Origin of the sequence: Vibrio hyugaensis (assembly GCF_002906655.1) — a bacterium.
GTDB lineage: Bacteria > Pseudomonadota > Gammaproteobacteria > Enterobacterales > Vibrionaceae > Vibrio > Vibrio hyugaensis.
The window spans coordinates 785,289-797,222 of record NZ_CP025795.1; the positions used below are offsets into that span (position 1 = coordinate 785,289).

General features: G+C 44.8%; 10 protein-coding genes. 6 read left to right on the forward strand and 4 right to left on the reverse strand.

The window, feature by feature from the left end; translation table 11 throughout:
• Positions 1–42: 42 nt before the first annotated feature.
• A complete protein-coding gene (locus tag C1S74_RS20765; protein WP_103415358.1) occupies positions 43–1,008 on the reverse strand; it encodes a TDT family transporter in 966 nt (321 codons plus the stop codon).
• 261 nt (positions 1,009–1,269) lie between these two features.
• Positions 1,270–2,676, reverse strand: a complete 1,407-nt coding sequence (gene clcA, locus C1S74_RS20770; RefSeq protein WP_045397555.1) for a H(+)/Cl(-) exchange transporter ClcA — start codon at positions 2,674–2,676, stop codon at positions 1,270–1,272.
• Between the two features lie 785 nt (positions 2,677–3,461).
• Here clcA and C1S74_RS20775 point away from each other — a divergent pair.
• Complete coding sequence (locus tag C1S74_RS20775; protein ID WP_156145314.1) at positions 3,462–3,902, forward strand: hypothetical protein; 441 nt, start codon at positions 3,462–3,464, stop codon at positions 3,900–3,902.
• Here the strand turns inward: C1S74_RS20775 and C1S74_RS20780 are convergent.
• On the reverse strand, positions 3,889–4,296 hold the full coding sequence (locus tag C1S74_RS20780) for a helix-turn-helix domain-containing protein (protein WP_045397561.1): 408 nt from the start codon (positions 4,294–4,296) through the stop codon (positions 3,889–3,891). The two genes, C1S74_RS20775 and C1S74_RS20780, sit on opposite strands and share 14 nt — an antisense overlap.
• Before the next feature lie 95 nt (positions 4,297–4,391).
• Here C1S74_RS20780 and C1S74_RS20785 point away from each other — a divergent pair, with 95 nt between their 5' ends.
• The 5 genes from C1S74_RS20785 to C1S74_RS20805 all read left to right on the forward strand — a co-directional run bounded on the left by C1S74_RS20785 (position 4,392) and on the right by C1S74_RS20805 (position 10,188).
• Positions 4,392–5,300 carry an aldo/keto reductase gene (locus tag C1S74_RS20785; RefSeq protein ID WP_045397563.1) on the forward strand — a complete coding sequence of 303 codons (909 nt, stop codon included), beginning with the start codon at positions 4,392–4,394 and terminating at the stop codon, positions 5,298–5,300.
• A gap of 322 nt (positions 5,301–5,622) precedes the next feature.
• Positions 5,623–6,627: a response regulator gene (locus tag C1S74_RS20790; RefSeq protein WP_045397566.1), complete on the forward strand. Its 1,005-nt coding sequence runs from the start codon at positions 5,623–5,625 to the stop codon at positions 6,625–6,627.
• The gene (locus C1S74_RS20795; protein ID WP_038875327.1) at positions 6,627–7,067 is read left to right on the forward strand and encodes a PAS domain-containing protein; all 441 of its coding nucleotides are present in this window, start codon (positions 6,627–6,629) and stop codon (positions 7,065–7,067) included. Before C1S74_RS20790 ends, C1S74_RS20795 begins: the two co-directional genes overlap by 1 nt.
• Before the next feature lie 90 nt (positions 7,068–7,157).
• Complete coding sequence (locus tag C1S74_RS20800) at positions 7,158–8,693, forward strand: bifunctional ADP-dependent NAD(P)H-hydrate dehydratase/NAD(P)H-hydrate epimerase (RefSeq protein ID WP_045397569.1); 1,536 nt, start codon at positions 7,158–7,160, stop codon at positions 8,691–8,693.
• 451 nt (positions 8,694–9,144) lie between these two features.
• Positions 9,145–10,188, forward strand: a complete 1,044-nt coding sequence (locus C1S74_RS20805) for a GMP reductase (RefSeq protein ID WP_045397571.1) — start codon at positions 9,145–9,147, stop codon at positions 10,186–10,188.
• 576 nt (positions 10,189–10,764) lie between these two features.
• Here C1S74_RS20805 and C1S74_RS20810 read toward each other — a convergent pair.
• Entirely contained in the window at positions 10,765–11,778 is a 1,014-nt protein-coding gene (locus C1S74_RS20810; RefSeq protein ID WP_052437285.1) for an OmpA family protein, read from the reverse strand.
• Positions 11,779–11,934: the final 156 nt, after the last annotated feature.

Consider the following 11,934-nt stretch of genomic DNA (forward strand, 5'->3'; position numbering starts at 1 on the left):
CAAATTAGGACAAAAGAAAACGACCTCACAAGGAGGTCGTTTTTATGTCTGTTTCGAAGGCGTTCTGATAAGTTCCGGCCAGTACATTTTTACATAACCCGCAGACACCCAAACCACAAGAACCGTGGCGATACTCAGTTCTAAGAATCCAAAGTCATGTAACCAATGCCATTGTGGGTGAGATTCAGCAAAGAAAGAGGTTAAACGGTGCATCGCAATTGCACTGATGACCGAAGGGAAAGTCACGGCTGCAATGGACGGTTGGAATTTGAGACGCAATAAACGGAAGTAACACAAGTAAATCAACAATGTCATTGTAATAGCGATGCCAGCCAATGCGCCGGTTAGGATGGGGTCTGGACTTCCGAAGTTAACCAAATAAGCCGCAAGAGATAAGTTGACTGGTGCGGCCATGATCGCAAGGGTTGGACGTGCTCTACGGGGTAGAGAGCCAAAGAAAACGAGGCGATACAATACTAATGGCAACATAAAGAAGTAAATGCCGATACACATCATTGCCAAGGTTTCAGAAAAGACATTGTGACCAAATTGAGATCCAGCAAGTGAAGAACTGATCAACCCCACCGGATATAAGAACCAACTCGGGACGATATTCGACATTTTGAAGTTCATTATCTGAAAGCCGAAGAACATCACCATCATGGTAAAATGCAACGCAACCGCCATGAACCACAGTGGGTAAGCAATAATCGGTTCGACGGCAGCAAGATAGTCGCACAACATCAATAACGCCATGCTCATTGGTGCCATCAAGCTGCCGCTAAGAGGGTGTTTGATGTCTGCCATAAACAAACGTGGGCTGGTGGCGTATTTCAATAGAACAGGTGTGAGAAGAAGCGCGCCTAGCGCAGCGAGGAAAGGACGTATAGGTTCACCGATATCCGGTACATATAGTGCCCAAGCTTGGCCAAGTCCGATCATGCCCAGTGCTAATGCCGCTTGCGAGGGCGGAACACTGTAAAACTGCACAAGTCTTTTCCAGTTCAAATCTACTCCGAATTGATATTGTCTGAATTCAACGAATGATTATTGCTCTAGGACTATCCGACATTTGGATAGATTGCTCTATTTATGTACGGGATATTATCAAGTTTCACGCGTCGATACCCTTAAATGTACTGGGTAAATATTAATGAATGGGAATTTTGTGAGTTTGATAGCGAATATTTGCAGAGAGATGCAAAAATGCAGAATTACTGGCTCCAAAAATATCCTATTTAAGGAAGATAATTTGGAATCAATATTAAGTTAAGCTTGATTCTCTGGTAGGTCTTGTTGACGTAGTTTGTCATTTTTAAGCGTACGATGTAGCAACTGACTGTAAATCGGTTGTCCGCCAAGTAATTGAGCCACAATCACGGCACCTAAGCTTGTAATAATAAGCGGTAGGATTAAATAGTAGTTATTGGTCATCTCGATAACGAGCAAGATACCAGTGATTGGCGCACGCACGGTAGCCGCAAACAAAGCGCCCATACCAGCAATAGCAAACACCCCCGGCTCGATAGTGAGAGATGGCAACAACATATCCGCACTTGCCCCAAACGCGTAGCCGAATAAAGTACCTAAAGCTAACATCGGTGCGAAGATACCGCCAGGCGCACCAGAACCAAAACAAAGTAGGGTGGTGATGACACGGCCAACAAACAACATCACTAAAATAGAGATAGAGTAGTTGCCATTCGTGATATCAGGGATCAACCCAATACCGCCGCCGGTTAATTGAGGTACATAAAGCAATAATAAGCCAAATACCCCGCCGAGGATGGTCCCCGTGATTAAGTAGCGTTTACGGTCATTCTTGTGAAGTGCAACAAAGCTGTCTTGTGCAATGGTGATCAGTTTATTGAAGACCACTCCGAACACGCCAAAGAGTGAACCCAGTAATAAGAACAACCATAATGATTGCAGTTCTGGCGATTGATACTGCGGCATAGTAATCACCGCTTCTTGGCCATTAATCGCTCGGAAGACAATGTTCGCCATGATCGCAGAGATGATCACTGCACGAATAGAAATTAATGAGTAGCGAAATTGAGGTCGCATTTCCTCAACCACAAACATAATACCAGCCAACGGTGCGTTGAACGCTGCGGCCAAACCGCCTGCTGCGCCGGATGCTAAAAGCGAGTGGCGAGTATCGTCATCTTTGATTCTGAAAATGTCAGTGACCATACGGCCAACCGCCCCGCCCATCTGTACTGTAGGACCTTCACGGCCTAACACCATACCTGAGCCTAAAGCGCCCATGCCACCAAAGAATTTTACGGGAATGACGCGCCACCAACGAACTGGACGAATGTTGTCCATCGCCCCTTCGATCTCAGGGATACCAGAGCCGGACGCTTCTGGAGCAAAGCGGTGTACAAGGTAATAACCAATGAAGGCGAGCGTTGCACTGATCAAAATAGCGGCAAGCCACAATGGTAGTACATTACCAATTTCGCTTTTAAGCCACTCAGTACGAGTTTCGGATACGAAGTGAACGGCAAGCTCAAAATAAGTGCCGACAATACCCGCTAACGTACCAACGATAGCTGCCATAAAAAGGACGGGAAATGAAGTAGACGTTGACCCTCGAGAGACAAACTGGTTAATCGCATCTTTCGGTACGTGCGCTAACACAGATTTTACAATTCTCTCTCGCTTGGTCATTAACAGATTCTCCTGGAAATAAATGGAATGGACGAAAGAAATTATACGCTGACGAGAGTCTAGACCTAATCAGTAAAGATGCAATTTAGCTTTCCACTATTGAGCGGTTCAAGTGTCCTTTGTCCAAATATTGATAAATATTGTGCTATTGATCCCATATATAGCGACATTTTTTTATTGGTTAACCTTGTTTTCTGAGCAAAATGAACCATGCTTTAGGTGTAAAGCAACATGACTGCTTAAGAAGGAGGGATGTGAGGTTTTACACACAATTTGGATGGATTCAAACCCTACAGAAATTCCTCGTCATTTGTTCGGGATGCATCAATAGACTTCCCGATTCGCATACTCACGATTGAGTCACGAGGCAGAGGCGCACGCATAAGTGCGCCTTTTTAATGCCTGCTAGTAACGTTTCAGTGTTGGTTATAATACAGTATGGAATGTTGATTAATATAATGGGTGTGATATCTTGTATTTTGTAATGGTTCTCAGCGTGAAGGACTACGCTATTCAGGTTCGATACAAGATTGATGCGGGCTAGAAGGTCCGCTTTTTTTGTTGCCAAATTTAGACCTTTGACCTTGTCATTTTTCTTTCAAACCGTAATGATCTTCGATTCTCAATCTCACTGAAGAACAGAAAACTGAATCATGCCGCGTCTTTCCTTATCTGCTGTCACTTGCTTTTCACTCGTTGTTTTTTTCCACACTCATGTTTCATTTGCAAACGGTTTTTGGTGGCAGGCATTGTTGTCAGAGAAGCCGTTGACAGAGGTAAGAGAAGTGATAAAGCAAGGTGGCGAATGGTATGAATGTGATGCCTTCGATCAAATGACGGTCATGTGTTTAGACGAGTTTTATTATTACAATATAGCGCTTTATGGTGAGCTAACCTTAAGAAATCAGAGCATGACCTTATCTTTGTTAGCGGCATATGATGCGCAAACGTTGAGTGACCTTATTCTGAATTTGAGAAAAGACGGTTTTGTGATGAGTGCGCTTGATATAGGGGACGAGCATTATGATGTACGTGAAGCACTGCAACAGCAATCGCCTGAAGCGGTAGATAGGGACGTCGTATTGCTTATGAATCAATATCCTCAAGATGTACCTAGAACACTCGATTGGCTACGGGCTCAAGAGTTTGAAGCATCGTTGCCAAAAGTTAAGGCTAATTTAACGAGTGATGGGGAGGTGCTAGAGTTAACCATCACTCGCCTTTAGATTCATTATGTAGGGCAAGAAACGTCGCCATGGCCGATTCGTCAAGAAAGCCATCTGACTTTTTGTGTGCGCGTAAGTACTGATAGCCAGCGATGAGCTTTCGATGCTGTGCTAGTTCCGACTCAGGTATGGTCTTACTCATGACATGTTGGAACGCCAGCTTGTAAGCGGGCATATCTACCACTTCTGCTTGGCGATAGAGGTAACCGCAACCTGTCGCTAACCATTCTAAAGAACAGTTTGCACGCATCGCGATTTGGTTGGCTTTGCTTAAACTTGGTTCACTGCCTTTCAGATATTTCCGAATCATCGCCTCAGAAACATCGACACGTCGAGCAAAGCCACTGATGCTCTCTTCACCAATTAAAGTCGCTAATCGTTGGGCAAAAGACATAATTCGTACTCCAGTTCGAATTGCGAAAGTTTACCCGTTGAGCCCACGGTAAAACAAGACTAGGATGAAAGCAGATTAAGAAAAGGAGAAAACCCATGGTTGCAAAAGTAGTGACTGCACCAAACGGTCCAGAGTTTTCTGAACTGGTTCAAGGATATTGGCGTGCAGTAGATTGGGGCATGACGGCTCAAGAGCGTCTGTCATTCCTAAAGCAACATATTGAGTTAGGTATTACCACCGTCGATCACGCAGATATCTATGGTAACTACGAGTGTGAAGCGTTGTTTGGCGAAGCTCTAGCATTAGAAAAAAGTATTCGTCAGCAAATTCAAATCGTCACTAAGTGCGACATCAACTTGTGTGGTGACAAAACGCCAGAGCGTAAGATCAACCACTACGACACAAGCGCAGCGCACATTTATCAATCGGTAAATAACTCGCTTGAGCGACTAAAAGTGGATGAAATTGATGTCCTGTTGATTCACCGTCCCGACGTATTGATGGATGCAGACGAAGTCGCAGAAGCATTCACTGAGCTACATAAAGTCGGTAAAGTGAAGCACTTTGGTGTGTCTAACTTTTCGCCTCGTCAATTCGAACTACTGCAATCGCGTTTAGGTAAGCCTCTTGTGACTAACCAAGTGGAAATTAACCCGCTTAACTTCGAGGTTGCTCACGATGGTACACTCGACCAAATGCAAGCACTTCGTACTCGTCCAATGGCTTGGTCATGCCTAGGCGGCGGCGCTATCTTTACCGGCGACAGCGAGCAAGTAATTCGTATTCGTAACGAGCTGGAAGCCATCCGTGAAGAAGTCGGTGCAAATAGCATCGACGAAGTGATCTACGCTTGGATTCGTCGCTTACCATCAAAACCGATGCCAATCATTGGCTCAGGTAAGATCGAGCGCGTACAAACTGCGGTAAATGCACTTGATATTGAACTGACTCGTGAGCAGTGGTACCGAGTTTGGGTCGCTTCAAAAGGCCACGGTGTGCCATAGAAAGCACATTTCAAAGCAATACAAATAGAACCATCGACTGGGCACTCTAACGAAGAGTGCCTTTTGCATTTCCTGCTTGATTCAATTTCTTATTTATTTAACGCAACCCTTTGCGTATCAAGGGCTGTAGAAGTTTTAATCACTCGTGTTTTATGTCACTAAATGTATCACGAATTGGGGAATAGTTGCTTTCGCAGGTTCACTCATCTATTCATATTGCGTATGCTTACCCAGTAAACAAAAAACGACAACTCTTTGTCTGTATCGCACGAACAATCTGATAGACTCCTGCGCAGATTGTTGAATATTTAAAGGTGGTTGAATGTCTTTTCCTGTACTCATCTGTGATGATTCAGCGTTAGCACGCAAACAGATGGCAAGATCACTGCCAGCAACATTAAATGCAGACGTGACATTTGCCATTCACGGTAAAAACGCGCTTGAAGAACTCGCGCAAAAAGAATTCAAACTGATGTTTCTAGACTTGACCATGCCAGAGATGGACGGTTTTGAAACATTAGAAAACATGAAGCGCCTTAGCATCCAGACGCCCGTCGTCGTTGTGTCTGGTGATATCCAACCAAAAGCGAAGGAACGTGTATTCGCACTTGGTGCTAAAGCGTTTATTCAAAAGCCAATTGGAAAAGATGAGCTTAAGGCAACGTTAAGAGAGCTTGTCGAACCCGATCAACGCCCTCAGGTGATCACGCCTACGACGCTCGAGCTGCCGATTTTACGTCGCCGCGATATTTATATGGAAGTGGCGAACGTTTCTATTGGCCGTGCGGCGGATGCCCTAGCACGTCATTTCGATGTATTTGTTCAACTTCCATTACCGAATGTGAACATCTTCGAAGTCAGCGAACTTCATATGGCTTTACGTGATTTGGCTTCACAAGACAACGTCTCAGGTGTGTGCCAAGGTTTTTGTGGTGAAGGGATCGCGGGTGAAGCACTCGTGCTCTTGAGTGACTCCAGTGTTTCTGATCTTAAGAAACTGATGAAGGTGCCAGCAGACAGTGAAGAGTTGGAAGAGCTTGAGCTGCTGATGGATATCTCCAACATTTTGGTCGGTTCTTTCTTGAATGGCTTAGGCGAGCAATCTGAAGTACGATTTTTCCAAAGTCCTCCGGTTTTGCTCGGCCAGCATATCTCGATTGACTCTATTATCGAATCAACCACAGGCGCGTTCAGTCGTACCATGACCTTTGAAGTGAGCTACAACATCGAAGGCACCTCAATTCGTTGTGATCTTCTGTTTATGTTCGTTGATGAGTCATTGCCGTTGCTGGATAACAAACTGTCGTACTTAATGGAGGACTTCTAATGCTGAATCTACCCGCAGAATTTGAACAATTCCATTGGATGGTTGACATGGTGCAGAATGTCGATATGGGTTTGGTCGTTATAGATAAAGAATATAACGTGCAAGTGTGGAACGGGTTTATGACTCATCACAGTGGTTTGCAGTCACATGAGGCTATTGGCCGCTCTATCTTCGATATTTTCCCAGAAATCCCACAAGAGTGGTTCAAGCTCAAGACTAAACCTGTCTATGATTTGGGTTGTCGCAGCTTTATTACTTGGCGTCAGCGTCCGTATTTGTTCCGATGTCGTAACGTTCGTCCTGTCACTCAGCAAGCCGAGTTTATGTACCAAAACGTGACGCTAAATCCAATGCGTACCCCAACAGGGAAAATCAATTCGTTGTTCTTGTCGATTCAAGATGCGACCGCAGAAGCCTTGATGGTGAAAGACCAAAAATAAGCTTGAAAAAATAAGCATGGTAAAAGCCGAGGTTCGCCTCGGCTTTTTTGTATACTTAAATCGTGTTTCCCCAATTTGCAGAATATTAAAATGGACTTTAATCTCGCCCTCAAACTCTACACCTCAGAACAAGTCAGAAGCGGAGAAGTTGTTGCTGCTCAAATGGCGGGTGTTTCGATGTATAGCCTCATGCAACGTGCTGGAATGGCTGTGTACGAACGTTTTCTTCATCTTTACCCTAGATCTCGAAATGTGCTGGTGGTCTGTGGCAAAGGTAATAATGGGGGAGACGGTTACGTGTTTGCGACCCTCGCTAAACAGGCGCAATTAAATGTACGTGTGTTTCAGTTAGGAGACCCTACATCACTGAAAGGTGACGCGTTGAGAGCATTTGAAGACTGGCAAACGGTCGATGGTGAAATCAGCAGTTGGGATGATTGGCATACTGCTTTACTGGAAGCAGACGTGATCATTGACGCCATGTTAGGGGCGGGGCTGAGTGGAGTAGTGAGACACGAATGTCGCCGTTTTATCGACCAAATAAACCAAATTCATTGTCCGGTCATTTCCATCGATATACCTTCTGGATTAAGTGCAGATACAGGCGCTGTGCTCGGTGATGCCGTTAAAGCCAACCATACTGTGACGTTTATCGGAGTGAAACAGGGGCTATGTACTGGACAAGCAAGAGACTACGTTGGCGAGTTGCATTTCTCTGGTTTGGGCGTGAATGTAGAATTTGAGTCCATAGAAGAAGAAAGTGCGTTAGGCCTCGATGAGCAAGTCATCAAAAGATTACTTCCCGATAGGAAAGCCACTTCCCACAAAGGTGATAATGGAAAGTTGCTCTGTGTTGGCGGTAATCAAGGACTATCTGGAGCCATTCGATTATGTGCTTCTGCCGCCGTTCGGACTGGCGTGGGATTAATTGCAACCATCACTCATCCGGATTCATTGCTTCCTTTACAAGTCGGAGTGCCAGAAGTGATGAGCCAGAGCATCACCTACGAGAAATTAAAAGCAACAGATAACGAGCTGGTGAAGCGAGCGTTATGGGCAGATGTTTTAGTCTTTGGGCCAGGCTTTGGTCAGGACGAATGGGCGCATAAGGCTTATCAATTCTTATCACAACAACATAAGCCCAAGGTAGTGGACGCCGATGGCTTGAATATTTTGGCCATGCTCAACCATAGGAATGATGTGGTGGTCTTGCGAGACGAACTACGTGTCATGACACCACACCCGGGAGAGGCCGCGCGTTTACTGAATATTTCGACAAAAGAGATCGAAGGTGACCGCTACGCAGCAGCAAGACAACTGCATGAGCGTTATGGCGGAGTTATTGTTCTCAAAGGCGCAGGCACTCTCATATACGATGGAGCGAGAATGTACGTTTGCCTGGCGGGTAATCCGGGAATGGCGAGTGGGGGAATGGGGGATGTTCTTTCTGGCGTTATTGCGGCTTTGCTTGCGAAACGGTTGCCGATTGCAATTGCCGCTCGTCTTGGTGTCATTCTTCATAGCCATTCTGCGGACTTAAATGTGCAGCAAAATGGTGAAATAGGGCTGACTGCTACTGATGTGATCGGAACACTTCGACAAGCGATTAACTCACCGGATGCGTAAATGCACAAAAATGCCGTTGATTTTGGCAAAAAAAGTGATGTCTAGGGTAAAAAAAACGATAAAAACTTTTTAAATAAACACTCAAATTGCGTTCGATTGATGTGATTTTAAACGTTTATGAGAAGTTGAACGTCAAATGCTCTGCGATGTCACGCAAAGGTTTGCGCAAAGGATTACATAGAGAGTGTTCTTAACTGTTTGATATTAATGATTAAATTGTGATTTGGTTGGGAGGGAAGGTGTTTTTGATATGCGATTTTCCAGATGGTATCACAAAAAAAAATCAAATATCAGACTTGTAGGAAAGAAATCACAGCCTATAATGCTGAAAACCGGAGCGTCTGCCAACGCTCCGGTTTTTTTGTGTCCGAAGAACAGTGAACTCGTCTGCCAACGATGCCACTACGCACTCTGAGATGACACATATACTTATGAATCAAGGAATTACACAATGCGTATCGAACAAGAACTTAAGTTAGGTTTCAAAGATGTACTGTTTCGCCCGAAACGTTCAACCCTTAAGAGCCGTTCTCAAGTAAATTTAACCCGCGATTTTACATTCAAGCACAGTGGCCGTCAATGGTCTGGTGTACCTGTAATTGCGGCTAACATGGATTCGGTTGGTAGCTTCGCAATGGCGAAAGCACTAGCAGAGCATGGTGTAATGACCGCTGTTCACAAACACTACACAGTTGAAGACTGGGCAGAGTTTGCTAAATCAGCAGACAAAACCACTTTAAATAACGTAATGGTGTCTACGGGTACGTCTGAAGCAGACTTCAAGAAAACGCAAGACATCATGGCGCTTTCTGATGAGCTCATCTTCATCTGTATCGACATCGCGAACGGTTATTCAGAGCACCTAGTAGAATACGTACAACGTGTACGTGCAGAATTCCCAGATAAAGTTATCTCTGCGGGTAACGTAGTAACTGGCGACATGTGTGAAGAGCTCATCCTAGCGGGTGCAGACATCGTTAAAGTTGGTATCGGCCCTGGTTCGGTATGTACGACACGCGTTAAAACAGGTGTTGGTTACCCTCAACTTTCTGCAATCATAGAATGTGGCGATGCAGCGCACGGCCTTGGCGGTATGATCGTCGGTGACGGCGGCTGTTCATGTGCGGGTGATGTTGCAAAAGCATTCGGCGGCGGCGCAGATTTCGTAATGCTAGGCGGCATGCTTGCTGGCCACGAAGAGTCAGGCGGCGAAGTCATCGAGCAAGACGGCAAGAAATTCATGAAATTCTACGGGATGTCGTCTAAGAGCGCGATGGACAAACACTCTGGTGGTGTTGCTGGATACCGTGCAGCGGAAGGTAAAACCGTACTTCTACCTTACCGCGGTAGCGTTCACGGTACTATCCAAGACATCCTTGGTGGTGTTCGCTCAACGTGTACCTACGTAGGCGCAGCTAAGCTCAAAGAGCTAACTAAGCGTACAACTTTCATCCGTGTACAAGAGCAAGAAAACAACGTATTTGGTAAAGAGTAAGCATTCGCTGGAATACAATTGAATAGATTAAGAGCCGCAGTTTGCGGCTCTTTTTGTTTCGTATTTTGTTTTCTATCGATAAATCCCCTTCTTTAGAAGACGGTGATTTTTCTTTGTTTTTTTGCCCGAAGGTCGGCCTATGTTCAATATCTTCTCGTTTGTGACCAATAAATCAAGGAGATAGAACATGAGCAGATACAAATCTGTTTCACATGTGTAGTTAGATGCCACACTGCGATATAAATACTGAACCGATAATAGAGCCCGCCCCTTTCTTTTGTAAAAAGTTGAATTTACTAGCCTTGGCATAATGCCGAAGGCTTAAATGGGGGCGGGAAGGTTTATACTAATTAGAGCAGCCTGCAATGCATGAGGAGTAGGTATTCCTCACTTCAATGGAAGCATTAACCAACTGAACAACTGCTTTAGTTATTCGCTGCACAAAAATATCCATGTGAACTGCTCTCAGTGTACGTTGTACTTGGTCATCAACGCTATTGCCACTAACAATAGAACGAATAGAGGCGGAGTTTCCACATGGATGTCATGGCTTTCATTTCGCCCGATCCTTAAGCTCTACATGGCGCTTTCTTGAACGCGTTCTTCTTGTGTTTCAAAATGGACCTCAACTCGACGGTTCTTCGCTTGGCCATCTTGGGTTGCGTTGCTCATTACCGGTTTGCTCTCTCCTAGACCTAAGACAATGAGTTTTTCAGATGCCACACCATTTTCAACCAAATACTCCGCTACTGCTTTCGCTCGACGTTCTGATAGAGCTTGATTGTAAACCTTTGTTCCGCGGTTATCGGAATGCCCAGTTATGAATACTTGCCCCAACTTACCCTTTTTGAATTCTGTCACTAGTTGATTAAGCTCATCGCTGCTTTGCATGTGAGAAGAGTCAAAAGCAAATAAAATATTGATCTTAACTGGAACGTTCTCTATCACAACTGTTTGAGGTAACTCAGGTGAAGGCGCTGGCGTTGATGATGTATTCAGTGTTGGTGTGTGCTGGACAAAATGATAGGTGAGTCCTAAAGAAGTAAAGTGTAAATCAGACTGAAGAGCACGGCTGTCACCGATACCATCAATAAACTGATACTCACTGCGCAGAGACCACTGCGGAGACAAGCGATAGTTTACCCCTAATGCAACGAGGGTATTCCAGTCTTGGCTACTTTGTTTTTTGCTATTGTCAGAGACTTTTTCAATATCTTGATAAGCCCCCCCTAAGCGGCCAAAGAGAGACCACTTCGGGGAAAGGGAGTAAGATAGTTTCGCTGATAGTTCTGCACCAAAGGTATCTGCACTAACGGATCCTGCGTCATAGCGAGCATCTGGTTTACCATAATCTGTAACACCACCCTCTAGGGCAAACCAATCATTAAATTGGTAACCGCCATAGAGACCAGCACCAAATGTTTGATCGTTACAAGCGTTAGCTTCACGACCGCAGGCATCTTTAAAGACCGACCAACCTAAACGGCCTCCAAGATAAAAATGAGCAGACGTTTGGGAAGATAACACGCTCACATCTTCTAATGCTGAAACCTGCTTCTCTGCCGCAAGGGCGGGGAAGGTCTGTATCATGGGAATTAACCATACTAATAAGGCCTTATTCATAAGTGTCCTCTAAATAAGTGCAGTGAGTTGTCAAGGTGATTATTTTTTCGCTGACGACGTCAGTCTCTCTATTTATTTATAATAGTAGACGTCGATCCAGGAGAATTAATGAGAAAGAACTTT

What these genes read in the sequence shown, in the direction of transcription:
- clcA (WP_045397555.1), bottom strand. Translation starts at nt 2,676, where the DNA reads ATGACCAAGCGAGAGAGAATTGTAAAATCTGTGTTAGCGCACGTACCG.
- C1S74_RS20780 (WP_045397561.1), bottom strand. Translation starts at nt 4,296, where the DNA reads ATGTCTTTTGCCCAACGATTAGCGACTTTAATTGGTGAAGAGAGCATC.
- C1S74_RS20785 (WP_045397563.1), top strand. Translation starts at nt 4,392, where the DNA reads ATGGTTGCAAAAGTAGTGACTGCACCAAACGGTCCAGAGTTTTCTGAA.
- C1S74_RS20790 (WP_045397566.1), top strand. Translation starts at nt 5,623, where the DNA reads ATGTCTTTTCCTGTACTCATCTGTGATGATTCAGCGTTAGCACGCAAA.
- C1S74_RS20795 (WP_038875327.1), top strand. Translation starts at nt 6,627, where the DNA reads ATGCTGAATCTACCCGCAGAATTTGAACAATTCCATTGGATGGTTGAC.
- C1S74_RS20800 (WP_045397569.1), top strand. Translation starts at nt 7,158, where the DNA reads ATGGACTTTAATCTCGCCCTCAAACTCTACACCTCAGAACAAGTCAGA.
- C1S74_RS20805 (WP_045397571.1), top strand. Translation starts at nt 9,145, where the DNA reads ATGCGTATCGAACAAGAACTTAAGTTAGGTTTCAAAGATGTACTGTTT.
- C1S74_RS20810 (WP_052437285.1), bottom strand. Translation starts at nt 11,778, where the DNA reads ATGATACAGACCTTCCCCGCCCTTGCGGCAGAGAAGCAGGTTTCAGCA.